Raw genomic sequence first — 21,064 nt, forward strand, 5'->3', positions numbered from 1 at the left:
ACACAATTCGAACAGCACTGGCGTACGGCAGAACCTGCCGCGGACGATGGAGGGGCCCTGTGCCGCCGACCTCACGACCCTTGCGGAAGCTGGGCTTCTTGACCATCGGCCTGTTCGACGGGGCCGACCCCGGCCGAGGCCACGAGTCGACCCTCGGGATCATCGAACTGGGCGAGCAACTCGGCTTCGACAGCGCGTGGGTGCGCCACCGTCATCTGCAGTACGGCATCTCCTCTCCCGTCGCGGTGCTGGCGGCGGCCTCGCAGCGCACCAGGCGCATCGAACTGGGCACGGCCGTCATCCCCCTGGGCTGGGAGAACCCGCTGCGGCTCGCGGAGGACCTCGCGACGGTCGACATCCTCTTGGGCGGCCGCCTCAACCCGGGTGTCAGTGTCGGCCCCCCGATGCACTACGACCAGGTCAAAGAGGCGCTCTACCCCGACACCGCGGACGCCGAGGACTTCGGCTACGAGCGGGTACGGCGGCTGCTGGACCTCGTACGCGGCGAGCCGGCCACCGACTTCAGCGGCGTCGAGGGCTTCGAGGTGTTCTCCGACCGCGTCCAGCCCCACTCACCCGGTCTGGGCCGCCGCATGTGGTACGGCGGCGGGAGTCTGCGGTCGGCGCAGTGGGCCGGTGAGCACGGGATGAACTTCCTCACCAGCAGTGTCGTGAAGGCGGAGGAGTCCGAGGACTTCGCCGGCATCCAGCTCTCGCACATCCGCGCCTTCCGCGCCCATCACCCCGACGGCGACCGCGCCCGTGTCTCCCAGGGGCTCGTCGTCATCCCCACGGACTCCGCCTCGCCGGAGCAGCGCGCGAAGTACACGGCGTACGTCGAGAAGCGGACTCCGCGCACCGTCACGCCGCAGGGACCGGCACGCATGATGTTCGCGCCCGACATCGTCGGCACCTCCGCCGAGATCGCCGAACGGCTCCACGCCCACGCGGCCTTCCAGGAGGTGGACGAGGTCGCGTTCGCGCTGCCGTTCTCCTTCGAACACGCCGACTACGTGCAGATCCTCACTGACATCGCCACCCGGCTGGGCCCGGCACTCGGCTGGCAGGCGGCCACCTGAGCCTGCCCCCTAGCGGCGGAAAACCGGCCGGGCCCAGCGCGGTGGTTCGGGGATCGTGGTGGGACCGGTCCGCTTCGGCGGGTGTCTTTGCGGGCCGGCGCCTGCCCCCGCGGTACGCAGCGCGGCCACGAACGCGAGGCACGAGTCGTAGCGGTCCTCGGGGCTCTTGGCGAGCGCCTTGGCCATCACCTCGTCGACCTGCGGGCCCAGGTCGGGGCGCCTGCGGCTCAGGCGTGGCGGCTCGTCGTGCTGGTGGGCCCACAGCAGCGCCATCTCGTCGTCGCGACAGAACGGCGGCGTCCCGGCCAGGATCTCGTAGACGACGCACCCGAAGCCGTAGACGTCGCAGCGGCCGTCCACCGGCTTCCCGCAGATCTGTTCCGGCGCGACGTAGTCCAGCGTGCCCACGAACTGGCCCGGGATCGTGAACCCGGTCACCGTCAGCGACCTCTTGGTCAGGCCGAAGTCCGTGAGATACACATGCTCGGGATGGTCGCTGTCCGTGCCCCGGGCCACCAGGATGTTGCCGGGTTTGACGTCCCGGTGCACCAGTCCGTGGTCGTGCGCGGCGTCCAGCGCGGAGGCCACCTGGAGGGCGATACGGACGCCGGCCGAGAACGGCAACGGGCCCTCCCGGTCGAGCAGATGACGCAGATCGCGCCCTGAGACGAAGCGCATGGCGATGTACAGGACGCCCTCCGTCTCGCCCGCCTCGAAGACCGGCACGATGTTCGGATGGTCGATGGCGGCGGCCACCCGCGACTCGTGTGTGAACCGCCGGCGGAAGGTGTCGTTGAGCGCCAGCTCGGGCGCGAGCAGCTTCAGCGCGACGGTCCGGTCCAGCCGCAGGTCCCTGGCGCGGTAGACGACGGCCATGCCGCCGCGGGCGATCTCGCGTTCGATGCGGTAGCTCGCGATCTGCTTGCCGATCAGCTCGGAGGGCCGCTCCGAGGACAGGCCCGTGCCGTGCGACGGGCCGGCCATCAGAGGTCGTCCGTGTCGTCGGGGAAGTACCGGGCGAGGCCGTCCGCGGACCGGGAGCCGTCCGGGACGGCGTCCTGGACGACGCGGGTCGGCTCCGCCGGGACCGGGCCCGGCGTGTCGCCCTCGGCGGCGTACGTGCTCAGCCGGGTGCCGTCGCAGTACTCCCACCGCTCGTGCTCGGCGTCGTACAGCCACATCGACTCCCCGTCGACGACCACCCCGATCCGCAGCCCGTGGGTAAGGCTGCGAAAGCTCTCCCCGTCCAGGCTTCCGCCCGCCAGTTCCTCCGCCGCGCCGCGATAGCGGCCGAGCGCCTCTTCGACGTGGGCGAGCAGGGGGCGCGGGTCCTCCGCGCGAACGGGAGAGCCGGGCGCGGCGGGCGGTGGCTGCGGCACGCTGACCAGGAGCCGGCCGTCGACCCACGCCGACCAGCCGTTGGCGCACACCACGTGCCCCCAGTCGCCGCGCCGGTCGACGAGCTGGACGGGCAGCAGCGCGTCGAGCGGCACGGTGGGCCGGGCGACGTCCGGGGCCTCCCAGGCGGGCATCCCGTCCTGGGGGACGACGTGGGTCGGGCGGAATCCGGGGGCAGTCATCGCCGCTACTTCCGCATGACCAGGGGTTCGTGCCGGCGCAACAGCCGGTCCACCGCGTACCCGAAGACGAGGGACAGCACGACGAGCATCCCCATGTCGAGCAGCCACACGCCCGCCGAGCGTCTGAACAGCGGGTCTCCGGTGAGGTCGCCGGGCACGATCCGGGCGAGTCCGATCGTGCCCGCCATGGCGCCCAGCGCCCACCGCGAGGGCACCAGCCAGGACAGCTGCTGGATCACCGCCACCCCGTTGAGCTTCAGCAGGGCACCGCAGAAGACCACTTGGACGATCGCGAGGAGTACCAGGAGCGGCATGGTGACCTCCTCCCTTCGCACCAGGGCCGAGACGAGGAGGCCCAGCATCATCGCGGTGAAGGAGAGCAGGGCGACGGCGAGGGTGAGCTCCACGAGCGGTGGCATGAGGACGCCCTCGCCGCCGGGCGCGTCGAGGTCGACGCCGAGCAGGGCGACCAGGGTGAGCACAATGGCCTGGAGCACGGTGATCGTGCCGAGGACGACCACCTTGGACATCAGGTACGCCGACCTGGACAGCCCGACGGCCCGCTCCCGCTGATGGATCGCGCGCTCCTTGACCAGCTCGCGCACGGCGTTGGCCGCGCCGGTCAGCACGCCGCCGACGCACAGGATGAGCAGCGCGTTCATGGCGGTCTCCTGGGTCAGTTTCCCGCCGGCCAGCGCCCGGGCCATGGCGCCCATCACGAACGGCAGCGCGATCATGATGGCGAGGAACGTGCGGTCGGCGGAGAGCGTGGCCGCGTAGCGCCGTACGAGCGTGCCGAGCTGGGCGCCCCAGCTCTGCGCCTTCGGCGGCGGTCCGACGGCTGCCGCCGGGGCGGCCGACGGCAGGTAGGGCGGTGTGCCGACGCCCTCGATGTACTGCTCGTGCTGGAGTGAGTCGCGGTATTCCCCCGCCCAGTCCCGGTCGCGGTCGTGTTCGAAGGCCTCGAACGCTTCCGGCCACTGGACGAAGCCGAAGAAGGGCAGGGTCTCGTCCGGTGGACCGTAGTAGGCGACGGTGCCGCCCGGGGCGAGGACGAGCAGCCGGTCGCAGACGTCCAGGCTGAGCACGCTGTGCGTGACGACGATGACGGTGCGGCCGTCGTCGGCGAGGCCGCGCAGCATATGCATCACCGACCGGTCCATGCCCGGGTCGAGCCCGGAGGTGGGCTCGTCGAGGAAGAGCAGTGACGGCTTGGTGAGCAGTTCGAGGGCGACGCTGACCCTTTTGCGCTGGCCGCCGGAGAGGCTGTGGATGGGCTGGTCGGCACGTTGTTCCAGGCCCAGCTCGCGGATCACCTCGTCGACCCGCGCCCTGCGTTCCGCCTTCTCGGTGTCCTGTGGGAAGCGCAGCTCGGCGGCGTACCCGAGGGCCCTGTGCACGGTCAGCTGGGCGTGCAGGATGTCGTCCTGCGGGACGAGTCCGATGCGCCGGCGCAGCTCGGCGTAGTCGCGGTAGAGGTCGCGGCCGTCGTACAGGACCGTGCCCCGGTCGGCGGGACGCTGCCCGGTCAGGGCGTTCAGCAGGGTGGACTTGCCGGAGCCGCTGGGGCCGATGACGGCGAGCAGGCATTTCTCACCGACCGGGAAGGAGACCTGGTCGAGGAGGATCTTGTGGTCGTGGTCGAGCTCGACGGTGAGGTCGCGGACGTCGAGGGAGACCTCGCCGGTGTCGACGTACTCCTGCAACTGGTCGCCGACGAGGCAGAACACGGAGTGGCCGATCCCGACGATGTCACCGGGCGTGACCGGGGCGCGGGTGACGGGCTGGCCGTTGAGGTAGGTGCCGTTGTGGCTGCCGAGGTCGACGATCTCGTATGTGCCGTCCGGCAGCGCCTGTAGTTCCGCGTGCCGGTGGGAGACCATGAGGTCGTCGATGTCCAGGTCGTTGCCGCCGCCGCGGCCGATACGGACCGTGCGGGTGGGCAGCGGCCGTACGGTCGTCGGCTGCCGGAACGTGCCGGTGGCGGAGGGCATGAAGACGGCGGAGGGATGCTCGGTTGCGAGCCGCGCGCAGTCGACGAGGACGGCGCGCGGGCCGTCGGAGGGGTTCCCGAAGCGGATCTCGCTGCCCGGTCCGACGCCCCACTCGTGGATGCGGCGGCCGTCGGCGTAGGTGCCGTTGGTGCTGTGCTCGTCCTCGAGCGTCCAGTGGTCGGCCTCGACGCTCAGCACCGCGTGGTGCCACGAGACCCGGACGTCGTCCAGGACGATGTCGCTCGAGGGGTCGCGTCCGACGTGATAGTCGCGGCTCGGGCTCATCACCGTGGAGCCCGTCTCGGTCTCGAGGACGAGCTCGGGTGCAGTCGGCGCGACCGGCCGCTCTCCCATGTGCTGAATTCTAGCTATTCGCCCACATGTGCGCCTGATCGGCGAGCCGCGACGGGGGCGGGCCCGTCAGGCCGCGGGGGTGGAGAGCGCGGGCACGAACCGCTGCATCCGCAGCGCGTCCACGGACTCCGCCAACAGCTCGTACTCGGTGGTGTCGTCGCTGGTGGCGATGCGGACGAGCCGGCCTGCGGCCAATTCGTCCGCGACCAGCTCCTGCTGGATCGCGTCGCCGCACCATGCCCGCAGCAGGCTCGGCACGTCGGGGACGGTCTCCGCGACGGGGGCGATGGAGTTCGGCGGGAAGTTCGGGTTGTCGGGGTGGGGATCGAGCCGCTCGGCGATCCATGAGGCACGGTCACGCATCCACCACAGGGCCAGCGCCAGGGTGGGCGCGCGATACGTCCCCAGGGGCACTCCGACGCGCTGACCGCCGCATATGCCGTACGCGGTGACATGGCACAGGAATTCGTCGTGCACGATCGCTCCCCCATTGCGGCGCTCGCTGCCGGGTCGGCCCTCTTTCCTTGCATTCGCTCGCTGTGCACATGGGACAGGCCGGCGATGACGCGCGAGGCGCACGAAGGCGCGATTCGATCGTGGCCGAATTGCCCTAGGAATCGAGTATCGCCACTACTGACACTCTGTCACCATGCCATTCCAGCCAGTCTCCTGGCATATTCACGGTCCGGTTTGGCCGAAATGAGACGAGCGCCGCAGTGAAGGCGGGGCGTACGCCCGGCGCGCTGGCACCCTTACCTCTGAGGTAATCGACGCCGTCCGCCCCGGTCCCGCATGGTTGCGATGTCGGATCCCCACCGCACCAAGCTCCGGGGATCCGGCCTCTGACCAGCATGTACGCAACTGCCGACGCCGATGGAGGCCGATCCGCATGAGCACGAACAGCAACCGCTACGAGTCCGCCGTCGCCCGCTACTTCGAGGCCTGGAACGCGGGTGACCAGGACGCGCTCACCAAGGCGGTCGCCGCCGCCTGGACCGAGGACGGGAGCTACACCGACCCGCTGGCCGATGTCAGGGGCCACGAGCAGATCACGGCCGTGATCGCGGCGGCGCACGAGCAGTTCCCGGGGTTCGCCTTCCGGCTCACCGGCACGGTCGACGGGCACCACGACATCGCCCGCTTCGCCTGGGAGCTGGTGAACGAGGCGGACGGCTCGGCACCCGTCGCCGGGTCCGACGTGATCACCCTGGACGGCGAGGACCGCATCCGGAGCGTGCAGGGGTTCCTGGACCGCGTGCCGGCCGGAGCCGCCTGAGCCAGCTGCGCCGTCCTGACCGCGCGTGGTCGTCGAGCCGGCCGGCCCGGCCCCGGCCGGCTCGACGAGGAGCGCCTGGACCGTCAGGGCCTCGGCTTGATGATCGCCTCGATCCGGGCCAGTTCCTCCGCGTCGAAGTCCAGCGTGCGGGTGGCCGCCACGCTGTCCTCCACCTGCCGGGCGCTGCTCGCACCGATGAGGGCGGAGGTGACCCGGCCGCCGCGCAGGACCCAGGCCAGGGCGAGCTGGGCGAGGGTCTGGCCGCGGGACTTGGCGATGTCGTCGAGGGCGCGCAGCTGTCGTACGAGATCCTCGGTGACCGTGTCCGCGCTGAGGAACGGGCTGTCGCTCGCGGCGCGCGAGTCCTCCGGGATGCCGTCGAGGTAGCGGCCGGTCAGCAGGCCCTGCTCCAGCGGGGAGTAGGCGATGGAGCCGATCTGCAGTTCGTCGAGGGTGTCCAGGAGGCCTTCCTCGGGACGGCGGTCGAGCATCGAGTAGCGCGGCTGGTGGATGAGGAGCGGGGTGCCCAGTTCGCCGAGGATGCGGGCGGCCTCCCGGGTCTGCTCCGGCGAGTAGTTGGAGACGCCGGCGTACAGCGCCTTGCCCTGCTGGACCGCCGAGTGCAGGGCGCCCATCGTCTCCTCCAGAGGAGTCTCCGGGTCGGGGCGGTGCGAGTAGAAGATGTCGACGTGGTCCAGGCCCATTCGGGTGAGGCTCTGGTCGAGCGAGGAGAGCAGGTACTTGCGCGAGCCCCACTCGCCGTACGGGCCCGGCCACATCAGATGGCCGGCCTTGGTCGAGATGACCAGCTCGTCGCGGTAGGGCGCGAAGTCCGCCCTCAGGGCGTCACCGAGGGCCGACTCGGCGGCACCGGGCGGCGGACCGTAGTTGTTGGCCAGGTCGAAGTGCGTGATGCCGAGGTCGAAGGCGCGGCGCAGGATCTGCCGCTGGGTCTCCACCGGCCGGTCGGGGCCGAAGTTGTGCCACAGGCCGAGCGACAGCGCGGGGAGCTTCAGACCGCTGCGTCCGGTGCGGCGGTACGGCATGGCCTCATATCGGGCGGAATCTGCGGTGTACAACGTGCACTCCAGGAGGGCGGCTTCGTGGGAACGTCCGCGTGCGGGCGAACGTCCGTGTAGAGACGTCGTCCACTCTCACCTGCCTCGCGGGCATCGGTCCAACAGAAGAATCGGATGAGATTCAGCGTCTAGACTTCTCAATCATGGAACTGCGCCACCTTCAGCATTTCGTCGCCGTCGCCGAGGACCAGCACTTCACCCGGGCAGCCGAACGGCTGATGGTGTCGCAGTCGGGGCTGTCCGCCTCGATCCGCGCCCTGGAGCGGGAGCTCCAGGCCCCGCTGTTCGTCCGCACCACCCGCAGTGTCACGCTCACCGAGGCCGGCCGCGCGCTGCTGGGCGAGGCGGAGCGGATCCTGGCCCAGGTCCGGGCGGCTCACGACGCGGTGGCGGCCGTGCAGGGCGTGCTGCGCGGCACGCTCTCGCTGGGCACCGAGCAGTGCATCGCCGGGGTGCATGTGGCCCGGCTGCTCGCCGGGTTCCGGCGGCAGCATCCGGATGTGGAGATCCGGTTGCGCCAGGCGGGCTCGGGTGCGCTGGCGGAGGAAGTCGCCGCCGGGCGTCTCGATCTGGCCTTCGCGGTCCGGACGGAGACGGACACCGACCAGTTGCGCTCCGTGCCACTGACCGGCGAGCCGATGACCGTGCTCTGCCACCCGACCCACCCGCTCGCGACGGCCGGCGCGGTCATGCCGGAGGACCTGGGCGGTGAGGCGTTCGTCGACTTCCACCCGGACTGGGGGCCGCGCCGCATCACCGACGCCGCCTTCGCCGCCGCGGGCGTGAGGAGGACCGTCGCGCTGGAGGTCAATGATGTGCACAGCCTGCTCGACCTGGTCGAGGAGGGTCTCGGCGTCGCCGTGGTGCCCCGGCACTTCCGGCACAAGCGTGAGGCGCTCACGGCTCTTCCGCTGAAGGGCACGGGCGAGACGGTGTACGAGACCGTCGCCATCCTTCCTCCCTCCGCGGCCACCAGTCCGGCGGCCCGGGCGCTGATGACCTTGCTGGAAGAGGAGTTCTAGCGCACCTGGAGAGGTGCCGAGAGGGGTCCCACCGCTCCCGACCGGGCCGTCGTGCCGCCGCGGACTCGCGAGCGTCCGGCACACGAACCGCGTTCAGGAGTGGGCAGCGCATCGCCGCCCAGGCGTGAGGGGCAGCGATGCGCGAGGGTGGACCCATGCACGCAAAGGACGTCCTCACCGACGCGTACAGCCGCATCCAGGAAGAAGTGCACGCCGCCGTCGAGGGCCTGGCGCCTGACGTCCTCAACGCCCGGCCCGCCGACGACGCCAACTCCATCTCATGGCTCGTCTGGCATCTCACCCGTGTCCAGGACGACCACCTGGCCGATGCCTCAGGGCTCGACCAGGTCTGGCCGGCCCAGGGCTGGGACAAGCGCTTCGGACTCGACCTGCCCCGCCGGGACACGGGATACGGCCACAGCCCCCGGCAGGTGGCGAAGGTGCGGGTGGACTCGGGCGAGCTCCTGCTCGGGTACTACGACGCCGTGCACGAACAGTCGCTGGAGTTCATCCGCGGGCTCACCGCCAAGGACCTGGAGCGTGTCGTGGACGAGCGCTGGACGCCGGCCGTCACGCTGGGCGCACGGCTCGTGAGCGTCCTGGCCGACGATCTGCAACACGTCGGCCAGGCCGCCTACGTACGAGGGCTCCTTCAGAGCGCGGCCTCGTAGCCGGGAAGCACTACGTCCTGGATGAGGGCGTTGCGCTCGTCGAAGGGGAGGAACGCGCTCTTGAGGGCGTTCACCGTGACCGTGCGCAGATCGTCCGTGCTCCAGCCCGCCTCCTCGACCAGCAGGGACATCTCACGGGTCATCGTCGTGCCCGACACCAGACGGTTGTCGGTGTTGAGGGTGACGCGGAAGCCGAGGTCCTTCAGGGCCGTGATGGGGTGCTCGGCGATCGACGTGGCGGCGCCCGTCTGGAGGTTGGAGGTCGGGCACATCTCCAGGGCGACGCGGCGATCGCGCACCCAGCCCGCGAGCCGGCCGAGCTTGCCGTCGACGATGTCCTCGGTGATGCGCACGCCGTGGCCGATGCGCTGGGCGCCGCACACCTGGAGGGCCTGGTGGATGCTGGGCAGACCGTGCGCCTCACCGGCGTGGATGGTGAAGGGGACGTTCTCCCGGCGCAGGTGCTCGAAGGCGTCCAGGTGGTCGGCGGGCGGGAAACCGTCCTCGGCACCCGCGATGTCGAAGCCGACAACACCCGCGTCGCGGAAGGCGACGGCCAGGTCGGCGGTCTCCCGGGTGCGGTCGAACATACGCATCCCGCACAGCAGTGTGCCCACCCGGACCGGGGTGCCCGCGGCCGCCGCCTTGGCCATGCCCGCCGCCAGGCCCTCCTGCACGGTCTCGACGACCTCGGACAGGGTCAGCCCGCCCTTCAGCATCAGCTCGGGGGCGTAGCGCACCTCGCCGTAGACGACACCGTCGGCGGCCAGGTCCAGGACGTACTCCTCGGCGGTGCGCAGCAGGCCTTCACGGGTCTGCATCACGGCGAGGGTGTGCTCGAAGGTCGCTATGTAGCGCACCAGGTCACCGGAGTTGGCGGCCTCGTAGTACCAGTCGGCCAGCGCCTGCGGGTCCGTGGTGGGCAGTGTGTGGCCGACCGCCTGTGCCAGCTCCACCAGGGTGGCGGGGCGCAGACCGCCGTCGAGGTGGTCGTGCAGCACGGCCTTGGGGAGCCGGCGGATGGTGTCGATGTCGAGCGCGGTCATGCGGTGTCTTCCTCGGCAGGTTCTTCAGTGAGCGGTGGGGGCGGGCGCGGGCTGGAGCAGGTCCCAGCGGTTTCCGTACAGGTCCTGGAAGACGGCGACCGCGCCGTACGGCTCGTACCGCGGCTCTTCCAGGAAGGCCACGCCCGCGGCGCGCATCCGTGCGTGGTCGCGGGCGAAGTCGTCGGTGTGCAGGAAGAAGCCGACGCGTCCGCCGGTCTGGTCGCCGATCCGGCCGCGCTGCGCGTCGCCCTTGGCGCGGGCGAGCAGCAGTCCGGTGCCGGCGGCCGCCGATCCCGGCTCGACGACGACCCAGCGGGAGCCGTCGGGCCGCGACTCGTCCTCCGCGAGGCGGAACCCGAGGGCCTCGGTGTAGAAGCGGATCGCCTCGTCGTAGTCGTCGACAACGAGGGTCACCAGGGCGATGCGTCTCATCGGGCCTCTCCGACCGTCCAGGGTTATACGTAACACGTAGCGTACGTCATCGATCGAGGTGACTTTGTGTCCGGTGGGTCACATGCGCCGGACTGACGCTGCCCCGGCCCCCGGAGACCCGGGTACCGGGGCAGTCTTCATGCCGGAGCCGCCGCCGCGGAGATCAGTCCCGCTCCTCACCTTGCGCGACCTCGACCTGATGGTGGAAGCCGATGACTCCCGTCGCCGAGGCACAGACGGACAGGGCCGCGCAGGCGACCAGCAGGGCGGCCATCCGGCGCGCTGCGCGACGGGGCGGGCGCGGCACCGACAGCAGGGCCGCAACCCGCTGCGGCACGGGACCCGTGGCCACCGCGGGCGCGAACGAGGGGCGGTCGCTGTGGGCGGCCCGCACGGCCAGGGCGGCCCGGCCGATCGCCCGGGCGGTCAGCCGCCGGTCCCCGACGGCCGCGGCGTGCGGCCTCGTCGGCCACCCGCTCCACCGCGAGCCGGATGGCGTCGCCGGCGGCGCGCAGTCCCGGGTGGCAGTGCGCGGCGAGTTCGGCGGCGACGAGGAAGTAGTGGTGGCCGCCCGCGTTGTGGGCCCGCTCGTGCGCGAACAGCGCCTCGCGCTCGTCCGGGCCGAGACTGCGGAGCATCCCGGTGGTGACGACGATCCGGTGCGGCCTGCCCGGCAGGGCGTACGCGTCCGGCTGGGGCGAGTCGATGACGCACAGGTCGCCCGCGGTGTGCCGGTCGTCGGCCGCACTGGTCGCCGCCCGGAAGGCACGGGACTGCCGCACGACCGTACGGACCAGCGTCCACAGACAGACGGCGAGGGCGCCGACGGAGAAGGCGGCCGCCGGTACGACGAACATGTTCGACGCCGTGCGCAGGGGGTGCACCAGCTCGCCGAGGGCCGCGAACAGGGGGACTTCGAGCAGGCCGGTCAGGACGAACGCGCCGAGCGCGACCAGGGAACTGCCCGCGAGCACGACCGCGGAGCAGGTCAGCATCCACAGCGCGGCCGTGGGCGCGAGACGGTCGAGCGCCCGCCGGGCCAGTACGGGCATCGCGAAGGGCAGCGCGACCGGGATCAACAGCAGGAGGATCACTGTTCACCGGATTCCAGCAGGTCCCGCAGGACTCGCTCGTCGTCTTCGCTGAGCTGGGCGACGAACCGCGCGAGGGCGGTGTGCCGGTCGCTGTCCCGGTCGAGCTCGGTGTGCATACGCCGGGCGGTCAGGCCCGGGGCGTCCTGAACGGGGAAGTAGGCGTAGCCGCGGCCATGGCGCTCGCGTCCGACGATGCCCTTCTCATGCAGCCGGGAGAGGATCGTGGTCACCGTCGTACGAGCCAGCCCCGCGCCGAGGCCGAGCTGCACCTGCCCCGGGGTCCGGGGCACGCCCGCGGCCCACAGCGCGGCCATGACGGTGGCTTCGAGTTCGCCCGCCGGTCGGCGTTCGTCCTTCGCTTCGGCCATGGGAACCTTCCTCGCCCTGCAATCGTCTACAGTGTTGTAGACCGTGTACGGATTGTAATCGTCGCGGGCCCGGTCCCGGCTGTGCCCGCACGCCCGTTTCGACTGTGCCCGCACGACCATTATGGAAGGGGCCCACGAGGATGACCGCCGCCCTGTACATCTCGCCGTTCCGCGCGGTCGGTGCTCCCGGGGTGCCGTCATGAAGCGCGAGGACGCCTCCGACCTCGCCGGCTCGACGGCGGTGGGCGCGCTGGTGGCCTTCGTACTGCTGGCGCTCACCGTGTCCGGCCGGGCGGGCGACCCGCTGTTCGGGGACGCGGACCTGTTCGACTGGTCGGTCACCCATCGCCCCCCGGTCGCCGTCGCAGTGGCACGTGCAGTGACGTACACGGGCACGGGCTTCATTCCCTACGCACTGGTCGTCCTGGCCGGGCTCCTGGTGGGCCGCACGGCGCGGCAGCGGCTCTTCTCCGTCGCCGCCGCGCTCCTCTGCCTGGCCGCCGGCCAGGCCGTCCGGTACGGCGTGATGTCCCTGATCGCCCGCCCGCGGCCCGCGACGGCGGGCTGGTCCACGCATGCCTCCGGCTGGTCCTTCCCGTCCGGTCACACCACGACGTCCGCGATCACCGCGGGGCTGCTCGTTCTCGCGGTCCTGGCGCGCGCCCCGCGCGGCAGAGGTCCGCTCGCCGTGGCCATCGGCTGCTGGGGTGTTCTGGTCGGACTCACCCGCGTCTATCTGGGCGTCCACTGGTTCTCGGACGTCCTGGGCGGCTGGCTGTTCGCCCTGTGCTGGCTGAGCCTGAGCGCCTACGTCGTCACCCGCATCGCTCCTCCCGTCCTCCACGAGATAGCGGCCTCCCGTCACCGCCCAGGTCCTACGACGGAAGAGCGCCGCCATGACTCCCCCACCAGCACCGAAGACCCCCTCGACCCTGCTCCGCCGCCATCTCGGACGGGCCGTCGGCGCGGCCTATCTCGCCGCCGCGACCGCGCCGGGACCAGGGATGTGGCTGCGTCATCCGCACCGGATCGCCGTCGTCGGCCTTCCTGACTTATCCCTGAACACGGCCCCGTTCCTGCTGTCGCTCGTCCTGTTCACTGCCGGACTGCAGGTCCCCCCGCGGGATCTCGGTCGGCTGGTCGGACGACCGGCCGCCCTGCTGACCGGTCTCGCGCTGCATCTGCTCGCGCCGCTGCTCATCGTGCCGGGGGTGGCGTTCGCCCTGCGCCAGTCCCCCGACAGCGACGGCGGCAGCGGGCTGGTCGCCGCGATGATCCTGGTCGTCGCGATGCCCGTGGCCGCCGGGGCCACGGTGTGGACGGGCGCGGGCGAAGGAGACCAGTCCACGACCGTCGGGCTCGTGCTCGCGTCCACGCTCGCCAGTCCGCTGACCGTCCCGTTCACCGTGACGGCCCTGTGTCCCCTGCTCAGCGCCGACTACGCGGACACCCTGGCCGGGGCGGCCCGCATCGCGGGGAGCGGGTTCGCGCTCACGGGAGTCGTGCTGCCCTGCGCCGCCGGTCTGGTGGCCCGGCTCGCCCTGCCCCGCCGCGCCCTGGACGCACTCCTGCACGCGGCGGTCCCCACGGCGGCCTTGGGCTCGCTCCTGCTGACGTACGTCAACGCCAGCGGCGTACTCGGCCCCTTCCTCACCCGGCCCCGGCCGGTCCTGCTCGCGGCGGCGCTGGCCGTCGCCGCGACGGTGTGCGGGCTGTCCTTCGCCCTGGGCCGGATCACGGCCCGCGTACTGCGCCTCGACGCCCACGCCGGGGCCTCGGTGACGCTCGCCTGCGGGATGAACAACAGCAGCGCGAGCGCCGTGCTGATCACGACGGCGCTGCCCGACCGGCCGCAGGTGCTGCTGCCCGTCCTCGCGTACGGCCTGTTGCAGAAGGTGGCGGCGGGCCGTGTCGTACGGGGCGGTCACCACTCCGGAAGAGGTGCGTGACAGCGGTGGCGTTCCCCGGGCGCGGATTCCGTTGGTGGCCGGGGGAACCGGCGCCGGTTCCACCGTGCACGGCTGCGCCGTTGAGCGCCTGTGCCACGGCACCCAGGTCCCATCCGGTGGCTCCGGGACGGGCTGCCCGTGGCCGCTCGCGCCCGCCGTGGCCGCCGGGGCGGCGGGAGCGGTGTGCCGGCCGCGGAGCTGGGGACCGGCGCCGCGGCACCTCTTCGAACATCGGTCATGCGGGCGGTTCCACGAGCGGCTGGTGGCCGCCAGGACCCGGCCGTCGGCCGGCGCCGTCCTTGTGCGATGCCGGCCAGTACCGTATCCGCGGCCTTACCAGGCCACGGGCAGCTCGATCGGGAAGCGTCGGATCGTCTCCGTGTCCCAGCGCACTTCCTCCGGCGGTACGGCCAGCCGCAACTCCGGGAACCGCTCCAGCAACCGCCCGATGGCCACTTCCAGCTCCGCCATGGCCAGCGGCACGGCGATGCACCGGTGTCCGCCCCAGCCGAAGGTCATGTGCGGCAGGGACGGCCGGTCCGGGTCGATGGCGTCCGGGTCCGGGTAGCGCTCCGGGTCACGGTTCGCCGTCAGGTACGACACATGGACGAAGTCACCCGCCCGGATCTTCACCCCGTCCACCTCCGCGTCCTCCACCGCCACCCGGGGAATGCCGACCCCCTTGCGGAAGGGAATGAAGCGGAGCATCTCGTTCAGGACGGCGGTCAGCGTGTCCGGCCGGCTCCTGAGGTGCTTCATCAGCTCGGGACGGGTGAGGAGGAGATAGCAGATGTTGCTGATCTGGCAGGTGGCCGTGTCGTGCCCGCTGAGCATCAGCGTCAGCGCCATGACCGCCAGTTCCTGGTCGTCGAGTACGTCCTCGCCGTCCTTGGCGGCGGCCAACGCGCTGATCAGGTCGTTCCCGGGGGAGCTCCGCCGCTTTTCGACCAGTCCGCCGAAGTACTCCCGCAGCTCGGATTTGGCCGTCGCGGCGCTCTGGCGGCTGTCCGGGCCGGTGGAGAGCAGTTGGTGCACGTACTGCTCCATCCGGGGCCAGTCGTCCTGTTCGATCCCGAGAACGTCGCAGATGGTGTGCTGCGGGAGCCGGTTCGACAAGTGGTGCGCCAGATCCGCCGGCGGCCCCTGCGCGGCCATCTCGTCGAGCAGCGTGTCCGCGAGCCGGACGATTCTCCGTCTCATCCGCTCCACATGCCCCTTGGTGAAGGCCTGCGATACCAGGCGGCGCAGACGGCTGCTGTGCGGCGGGTCCACCACATTGATCGACTCCGGGGAGACGATGGGCTCCGGTGTCAGCCGGGGATAGTCGGAGCCCATGATCCCCGCCCGGCTGAACCGCTGATCGGTGGTCACCTGCCGCACCGCGTCGAACCCGGTGACCAGCCAGGCGTCGGCATCGCCGTACGGCAGCCGGATGCGGGTGATGGAATCGCGGGCCATGAGCTCCGCGAGCGAGGGATCGAACTCCAGGCCCTTGCTGAAGTCGAACGGGCACATGATTGCTTCGTCGCTTGGGGTCATCGCGCTGTTCTCCAGTTCCAGCCGCCTTCATTGATCCATGCATATGCCAATTCCGCGTTGCTTAGACGCCTGGATACCTCCACATGCGCTATTTGGCCCCCGCTGTACCCGATGCCGGAGGACAACGGGCGGGGCACGGGGTCTTCCGGCGATCCCGGTATCGGCGCCACAAGGTGAGGCCGAAGGGACCGCGCGGCTCGGAGACACCGCGGATCCCGCCGCGCCATGACCGTGTGTCCTCGCCGGACCGCACCCAGGAGGAAGCCGCGTACCGCCCGCGCACCCGACGGCCGGCAGCTGTCACCCGGCAGCCGCACCGTGTACGACGTCGTGACGCACCAGCAGGCCGCGATGCCCGAGCAGCCGCTCACGGTGCACCGGGAAGTCGAGGCCGCGCAGGGCGTCCCGGAACGGAAGCCTCACCCGGGAGCCGCCCGGCGAGCGCTCAGGACGCACGTGGGGGCTCTGAACCGAGCGGCTGTCAGCTCAGCTCGCCCTGGAACACCGTGGAACGGCACGCCCGCGCTCACCCGGGGGCACGTTCGGAGCGGCCGCCGAGCCGGGCACCGGCGGCTTCCGCCGGCGGCCCGGCGGCCGCCGCCTCATCCCCCGTGCCGGTACGCGGCGTCAAGGCGCGCCAGCTCGTCGGCCGTGAGCCTGATGGCGCCCGCGGCCACGTTCGCCGCAAGGTGGTCCGGGTTGCCGGTGCCGGGGATGGCCAGCACGTGCGGACCCTGCTGGAGGGTCCACGCCAGCCGCACCTGCGCGGGCGTGGCCTCGTGCGCCCGCGCGACGGCGCGGATCTCGTCGTCCTCGCTGCCGCTGGAGCCCTGCGCACCGCCCTCCCCGGCGATCGCGAAGAACGGCACGAACGCGATGCCCTGTTCGCCGCACATCCGCAGCATCGTGTCGGCCCCGGCATCCGGCGAGTGGAGCCCGTACTGGTTCTGCACGCACACCACCGGCGCGATCGCCTGCGCCTCGGCGAGGTGCCGGGGTTCCACGCAGGAGATGCCGAGGTGCCGGATCAGACCTGCTTCGCGCAGTTCGGCGAGCGCCCCGAAGTGCTCGGCGATCGAGTCCTGCCGCATACGCCGGAGGTTCACCACGTCGAGGTGGTCGCGGCCGAGCTGGCGCAGGTTCTCCTCGACATGGCCGCGCAGTTGGTCGGGGCGGGCCGCGGTGCCCCACTCCCCCGTGTAGTCCCGGTACGGGCCGACCTTCGTGACGATCACCAGGTCGTCCGGGTACGGCGCCAGCGCACTGTTGATCAACTCGTTCGCGGAGCGCAGCGAGGAGAAGTAGAAGGCGGCCGTGTCGATGTGGTTGACGCCGAGTTCGAGCGCCCGCCGCAGCACCGTGACCGACCGTTCGCGGTCACTTGGTGTGCCGAGGTGGAAGGCGGCACTGCCCGTCAGCCGCATCGCGCCGAAGCCGACGCGGTTGACGGACAGGTCGCCGAGTTTCCAGGTGCCCGCGGCCTCCGCGGTGATCGTTTCCGAGGTCATCCGGGGAGTGTGGCACACGGGCCCGCAGCCCGACGGGCGTGCTTTACGGATACGTGTATGTGTTCAGGGTGTCCACGGCCGACGTCGGGTTGCCCAGGTCATAGCGGTCCACGGCGAGGAAGTTGGGCTTCTTCCGGGCCGCCGGCCGGCAGAACCGCTGGGCGCGGTCGGCGAGTTTGGTGTTGTCCGTCGTGGCCGTGGAGGCGATCGCCGCGTCGCGGAAGTGGTTCATGACGAAGAGCGGGCGGAAGGCGGATTCGGTGTACGTCAGCGGGATGTTGGTGTCGGCGCCGTACCAGCGGCTGTAGCAGGACCAGTCGGAGGAGCCGAGGCCCGACCCCATGGACCAGTAGTTCTCGACCGTCCACTCCCGCTGGTACATCACCCCGAAGCTGTCCCGGGTGAGCCCGGCGGACTCGTCGGAGGAGCGGCTGTGGTCCGTGAAGATCAGCAGCCGGTGGTTGGCGGCGATCAGGTCCGCCATCCTGGGCCAGCCGCTTTGCCGCACACCCGTCCGGTCGGGCCGGTACAGCACGTCGGACAGTCCGCTGACGCGGGCGAGTTCACTGCGCAGGACGCCCGGGTCGACGTAGTCCTCGAGAAACACGGTGACGACCTGGTCGGGGTGCTGCTTGAGGAAGTCCACCATGCGCTGGATGTCGACCCAGAGGGCGACCGGTTTGCTGACCAGGGTGCAGCTGTTGTGGCAGAGGATCGCGCCGTCCGAGGTCTGATGGATGTCCATCATGAATCCGCGTACGCCGTCGGTCAGTTGCTGGTTGATGCCGCGCGTCTGGTTGGGCACCAGGTTGACGAAGGGCGGTGCGAAACCGCCGTCCACGCCGTTGGCGTACGCGTTGTGGGCGGTGAGGAACGTGACCTGGTCCAGGGTGCGTTGGTCAGGGGACGGCATGGGGTTGACCGAGGGGGTGACCGGGGTCAGGTACCAGGAGGCCAGACTCCCCGCCGAACCGATGGCCAACTGGGCGGGGTAGTTCGACCCGGAGGGTTTCGCGCCGACGGTCAGATGACGGTCGGTTCCCGGCGCCTTGAGCGTGTACTGGTCGGTACCGGCCGGGGTGATCTCCCAGGCCGCGTCGGCGCTGGTGCACACGACCGTTCTGGCCTGGTCGCCGGAACGGCCGAGGCAGCTGCCGGCTGTGTCGGTACTCTCCAGCAGGTACGCGGATCCGCTCGTCCGCAGATTCCACTGCTGGTGGTCCTCGTTGCCCTTCGGGTTGTGCTGTTCGACTGCTCCCGCGTTGTCGGCGGCGTTGAGACCGGTGACGGCACTCTGAACGAAGTAGGCACCGCCGGTGGGGACTTGGGCGGACACGGCGGGGGTGGGGACGGCGACGACGACGGCCAGCGCGGCGGTCGTGGCGGTCGCGGCGAGCAAGGCGCGGGGGGTTCGCATCACTGTCACGATGCCCTTCATCGGGATCGACGGTCAGGTGCATGACATCATGGCCGTTGCGGCCGCCGGGCGGGAGACCTGGTAGTGGCTGATGTATCGGCCGACCATCCGCCGGCCGGATTCCCGGCCCCCCGGGGCCGCCACCCCGCTGCTCCATCACGGCCACCGCGGCGACTGCGGCCACCACCAGGCACCGGGTCCCCGCACCCCCGGCCGGCGTGGGACGCACCGTCCCCGGACCGCAGGCCGCACCGGCGGACACCCCGCCCGCACGCCCACCGCCCGCCGCTGACGCAGCCGGGCTAGAGTCGGTCACGTACGAGAAGCACCTTTTTTCCCGGACATCGCGCCGGTCTCCCGCCGGTCCCAAGGCCCGCCCCCACAAGCGGCCGCGCGCCCCGGCCAGGCCGGCTACTCAGTGAGGTGTCGCCACCGACGCCTCTGACGTGGAGCCCTTCATGACTACACCGCGGGATTTGTTGATCGTCGCCATGGACGTGGGGTCCAGCCGTTATGTGGAGCCGGGCGATCTGTCGCTCGCCCTCGCGGGAGCCGAGGTGATCGATCTCCTCGGCGCCGGGGCCCTCACCCTGGAGGGCGATCGCATCGTGTCGAACAACCAGTGGACACTGGGTGATCGCCTGCTGGACGAGGCCGCGTCGTCACTCGTTCGGCAGCCGCCCCACGAGCCGGTCGAGGACTGGCTGTGGCGCCGGGGCCGCGGCCTGTCCCAGGCATATCTGGCCGCCCTGGAGACGGAAGGACAAGTCGCCCGGCAACCCGGCCGCTGGCTCCCCGTCCGGACCGGCCGCACGGCACTGGTCGACTCACCCGCCCGGCGCCACGCCGCCGACCGCTGGGCATCGGGCGAGCCCGTCCTGGCCGTCCTCGCGGCCGCCGCCGGAATCCACGACCTGCCGACCGAGGACTCCCCGAGCATCGCCGACGAGGCGGTCGTGACGGTGCTCGCCGCCGTCAACGACGCGGTGATGGAGCTGGAAGCCGTACGCCAGCGGCGATCCATCGAAGAAGCGGCCTTCGACAACATCTGGCGAGGCCCCTGACACGAGGCACGGACGCACGGTGAGCCGTGCCCCTCACCGAGCTCCTCCCGTCACCGAGCTCCTCCCGTCATGCGGGGCAGGTATTTACTGGAGGCCGAACAATCACGCTCGGAATAATCGCTCCATACCCCGCGTGCCCCTCAAGAAAGCAACCCCCCGATGCGCCGGCTGCGCTTTCTGCCTCGACATGCACGCGAAGGACGCCCGCTCCCGGCTTCACCGAACGCGAGCGTGCCGCACTGGCGTCGACCGAGGCTGTGACCCTGGTGCACGACGGACACGTACCGGACGACGTGTACGCGGAGGCCGCCCGGGTTTCTTCGACGAGGCACAGCTCGCGGTGCCGAGCAAACAGCTGAGTGTGAATATCGAATTCCCGCCGGGTCGAATTCACCAGTGCCGACCCGGCGCGCTCCTCCGTATATCCCGTGGACTCGGTCGGGATATCTCACGGAATCAGTCAGGCAGCGGCTCCAGGATGCCGTCCAGCCATTCCCGCCATTCCGGGGCACGCACAGCGAACCCGGCGTTCATCGGCCGGCCCGTCCATTCCACCACGGGCCGAATTCCGTGCAGAGCGTTCACCAGCCACACCTCACGGCCGGCCAGCTCCGCCGGCGTCCGCTCGCGGTGCGCGAGCCGGATCCCCGTCCTCAGGGCCCGCTCCTGGACAAGGCCGACGGTGACCCCGGCCAGGACCGGCAGCTGCGGCGGTGGCATGCAGAGGGTGTCGTCCTCCCACCACAGGATGCTGGAGTTCGCCGCTTCCAGCACCACCCCGGAGGGCGTGATCAGCACGGCCTCCTCCGCCCCCTGCCCGCCGGCCCGCAGCCGCACCCGGCCCAGGGCGTCCAGATCCGGGCCCTTGCGCCGGGGCACGGTCCGCGGATCGGGCTGCCCGGCCGCCCACACCCGCACCTCGGTGGCGAGAGGCGGCGCGTGCCTGAGCAGTAGCCTCAGCTGGAGGGATCCTCTGACCAGCTCGACCCGCGGGAACCACGTCCCCGCCCGTGGCAGGACCGCCGTCATCTCCCGCCAGAATGCGGTGAGTTGATCGAGCGGCGGCGCACCGCACTCGGCGCAGGCGCGCCGAAAACGCTCACGGTGGCGGTCGAAGCCGCGCACCAGTCCGTCGCGCAGCAGCCACGAGTCCGCGGCCAGCAGCCGGGTGTCGGCCGCCAGACCACGGGTCAGTCCGCTGTCCGGGTTCCAGGCCAACAGGCCCTCCGCGATTGCCGGTTGTGTCACCGTGGCTCCTCTCAGTTCTTTCGGCCGGCGCTCGCCGGCGAGCCGTTCCTTGGTCCGCGAACTCCCCGACCCGCCGTCGCCGTCCCGTTCGCGACGGTCTTCGCCGCGGCCGCGGCGTCGGCGGTGCCGCTGTTCATGCCGCGCGCGCCGAACGGCGGGAAGAGGTGGGCCGCCTCACCCGGCCGGCACGGTGTGGCCGAGGTCGGTCCCGAGGCCGGGGTGGATGCCCAGCGGCCGGTCCAGGGTGCCGAAGACGGCTCCGTGACGGTCTGCGGCCTGCCGGAACACCGGTCCCGGACAAGAACCGGGGCCGGCGAAGAGGGGCTGTGACATGGGCCCGTTCC

Annotated in this window: 20 protein-coding genes and 3 pseudogenes; 8 read left to right on the plus strand and 15 right to left on the minus strand. The window is 71.2% G+C overall.

Annotation, left to right across the window (positions count from 1 at the left end):
* Positions 1-59 precede the first annotated feature (59 nt).
* Entirely contained in the window at positions 60-1,079 is a 1,020-nt protein-coding gene (locus GTY58_RS06190; protein WP_010982594.1) for an LLM class flavin-dependent oxidoreductase, read from the plus strand.
* A 9-nt stretch (positions 1,080-1,088) separates the two neighbouring features.
* Here GTY58_RS06190 and GTY58_RS06195 read toward each other — a convergent pair whose 3' ends face one another.
* From GTY58_RS06195 to GTY58_RS06210, 4 genes are all read right to left on the minus strand, one after another.
* The gene (locus GTY58_RS06195) at positions 1,089-2,063 is read right to left on the minus strand and encodes a serine/threonine-protein kinase (RefSeq protein WP_010982595.1); all 975 of its coding nucleotides are present in this window, start codon (positions 2,061-2,063) and stop codon (positions 1,089-1,091) included.
* Positions 2,063-2,659, minus strand: a complete 597-nt coding sequence (locus GTY58_RS06200) for a hypothetical protein (protein WP_010982596.1) — start codon at positions 2,657-2,659, stop codon at positions 2,063-2,065. The genes GTY58_RS06195 and GTY58_RS06200 overlap by 1 nt, the downstream gene beginning before the upstream one ends.
* Before the next feature lie 5 nt (positions 2,660-2,664).
* Complete coding sequence (locus GTY58_RS06205) at positions 2,665-5,007, minus strand: FHA domain-containing protein (protein WP_010982597.1); 2,343 nt, start codon at positions 5,005-5,007, stop codon at positions 2,665-2,667.
* 66 nt (positions 5,008-5,073) lie between these two features.
* Positions 5,074-5,484, minus strand: a complete 411-nt coding sequence (locus GTY58_RS06210; protein WP_010982598.1) for a hypothetical protein — start codon at positions 5,482-5,484, stop codon at positions 5,074-5,076.
* 412 nt (positions 5,485-5,896) lie between these two features.
* Here GTY58_RS06210 and GTY58_RS06215 point away from each other — a divergent pair, with 412 nt between their 5' ends.
* The gene (locus GTY58_RS06215; RefSeq protein WP_010982599.1) at positions 5,897-6,283 is read left to right on the plus strand and encodes a nuclear transport factor 2 family protein; all 387 of its coding nucleotides are present in this window, start codon (positions 5,897-5,899) and stop codon (positions 6,281-6,283) included.
* Between the two features lie 83 nt (positions 6,284-6,366).
* Here GTY58_RS06215 and GTY58_RS06220 read toward each other — a convergent pair whose 3' ends face one another.
* Complete coding sequence (locus GTY58_RS06220) at positions 6,367-7,362, minus strand: aldo/keto reductase (RefSeq protein ID WP_037646123.1); 996 nt, start codon at positions 7,360-7,362, stop codon at positions 6,367-6,369.
* 143 nt (positions 7,363-7,505) lie between these two features.
* Between GTY58_RS06220 and GTY58_RS06225 the strand changes: the two genes are divergently transcribed.
* Both GTY58_RS06225 and GTY58_RS06230 read left to right on the plus strand, forming a co-directional pair.
* A complete protein-coding gene (locus tag GTY58_RS06225; RefSeq protein WP_010982601.1) occupies positions 7,506-8,384 on the plus strand; it encodes a LysR family transcriptional regulator in 879 nt (292 codons plus the stop codon).
* Positions 8,385-8,539: 155 nt separating this feature from the next.
* Positions 8,540-9,055 carry a DinB family protein gene (locus tag GTY58_RS06230; RefSeq protein ID WP_010982602.1) on the plus strand — a complete coding sequence of 172 codons (516 nt, stop codon included), beginning with the start codon at positions 8,540-8,542 and terminating at the stop codon, positions 9,053-9,055.
* On the opposite strand, the gene GTY58_RS06235 is transcribed toward GTY58_RS06230, so the two are convergent.
* The 4 genes and pseudogenes from GTY58_RS06235 to GTY58_RS06250 form a co-directional block, all read right to left on the minus strand.
* On the minus strand, positions 9,037-10,101 hold the full coding sequence (locus tag GTY58_RS06235) for an adenosine deaminase (RefSeq protein WP_010982603.1): 1,065 nt from the start codon (positions 10,099-10,101) through the stop codon (positions 9,037-9,039). The genes GTY58_RS06230 and GTY58_RS06235 overlap by 19 nt on opposite strands.
* A 24-nt stretch (positions 10,102-10,125) precedes the next feature.
* Positions 10,126-10,533: a VOC family protein gene (locus tag GTY58_RS06240; protein WP_010982604.1), complete on the minus strand. Its 408-nt coding sequence runs from the start codon at positions 10,531-10,533 to the stop codon at positions 10,126-10,128.
* Between the two features lie 163 nt (positions 10,534-10,696).
* A pseudogene (locus GTY58_RS06245) lies at positions 10,697-11,627 on the minus strand (M56 family metallopeptidase).
* Positions 11,624-11,995, minus strand: a complete 372-nt coding sequence (locus tag GTY58_RS06250; RefSeq protein ID WP_010982606.1) for a BlaI/MecI/CopY family transcriptional regulator — start codon at positions 11,993-11,995, stop codon at positions 11,624-11,626. The pseudogene GTY58_RS06245 and the gene GTY58_RS06250 overlap by 4 nt, the downstream one beginning before the upstream one ends.
* A 199-nt stretch (positions 11,996-12,194) precedes the next feature.
* Between GTY58_RS06250 and GTY58_RS06255 the strand changes: the two genes are divergently transcribed.
* Together GTY58_RS06255 and GTY58_RS06260 are read left to right on the plus strand one after the other, a co-directional pair.
* Positions 12,195-13,046, plus strand: a complete 852-nt coding sequence (locus GTY58_RS06255; protein WP_010982607.1) for a phosphatase PAP2 family protein — start codon at positions 12,195-12,197, stop codon at positions 13,044-13,046.
* The gene (locus GTY58_RS06260; protein ID WP_237529159.1) at positions 12,928-13,944 is read left to right on the plus strand and encodes a sodium-dependent transporter; all 1,017 of its coding nucleotides are present in this window, start codon (positions 12,928-12,930) and stop codon (positions 13,942-13,944) included. The genes GTY58_RS06255 and GTY58_RS06260 overlap by 119 nt, the downstream gene beginning before the upstream one ends.
* A 333-nt stretch (positions 13,945-14,277) precedes the next feature.
* Here the strand turns inward: GTY58_RS06260 and GTY58_RS06265 are convergent, their stop codons facing one another.
* The 4 genes from GTY58_RS06265 to GTY58_RS06280 form a co-directional block, all read right to left on the minus strand.
* Positions 14,278-15,483 (minus strand): cytochrome P450, encoded by a 1,206-nt coding sequence (locus GTY58_RS06265; RefSeq protein WP_010982609.1) that lies wholly within the window; start codon positions 15,481-15,483, stop codon positions 14,278-14,280.
* Positions 15,484-15,783: 300 nt separating this feature from the next.
* A complete protein-coding gene (locus GTY58_RS06270; protein ID WP_154696721.1) occupies positions 15,784-15,939 on the minus strand; it encodes a hypothetical protein in 156 nt (51 codons plus the stop codon).
* A gap of 146 nt (positions 15,940-16,085) precedes the next feature.
* Positions 16,086-16,991 carry an oxidoreductase gene (locus GTY58_RS06275; RefSeq protein WP_037646119.1) on the minus strand — a complete coding sequence of 302 codons (906 nt, stop codon included), beginning with the start codon at positions 16,989-16,991 and terminating at the stop codon, positions 16,086-16,088.
* A 43-nt stretch (positions 16,992-17,034) separates the two neighbouring features.
* Positions 17,035-18,408, minus strand: a complete 1,374-nt coding sequence (locus GTY58_RS06280) for a PI-PLC domain-containing protein (protein ID WP_037646117.1) — start codon at positions 18,406-18,408, stop codon at positions 17,035-17,037.
* A 458-nt stretch (positions 18,409-18,866) separates the two neighbouring features.
* Here GTY58_RS06280 and GTY58_RS06285 point away from each other — a divergent pair, with 458 nt between their 5' ends.
* Positions 18,867-19,472 carry a GPP34 family phosphoprotein gene (locus GTY58_RS06285; RefSeq protein WP_010982612.1) on the plus strand — a complete coding sequence of 202 codons (606 nt, stop codon included), beginning with the start codon at positions 18,867-18,869 and terminating at the stop codon, positions 19,470-19,472.
* A gap of 166 nt (positions 19,473-19,638) precedes the next feature.
* Positions 19,639-19,812, plus strand: a pseudogene (locus GTY58_RS40495) (carboxymuconolactone decarboxylase family protein); the annotation flags it as partial.
* A gap of 116 nt (positions 19,813-19,928) precedes the next feature.
* Here GTY58_RS40495 and GTY58_RS06290 read toward each other — a convergent pair.
* Both GTY58_RS06290 and GTY58_RS41555 read right to left on the minus strand, forming a co-directional pair.
* Positions 19,929-20,720 (minus strand): aminotransferase class IV, encoded by a 792-nt coding sequence (locus GTY58_RS06290; protein ID WP_010982613.1) that lies wholly within the window; start codon positions 20,718-20,720, stop codon positions 19,929-19,931.
* Between the two features lie 80 nt (positions 20,721-20,800).
* Positions 20,801-20,899 (minus strand): annotated as a pseudogene (locus GTY58_RS41555) (FAD-dependent monooxygenase); the annotation flags it as partial.
* Positions 20,900-21,064: the final 165 nt, after the last annotated feature.

This window comes from Streptomyces sp. SID5469 (assembly GCF_009862865.1).
Taxonomy (GTDB): Bacteria; Actinomycetota; Actinomycetes; order Streptomycetales; family Streptomycetaceae; genus Streptomyces; species Streptomyces avermitilis.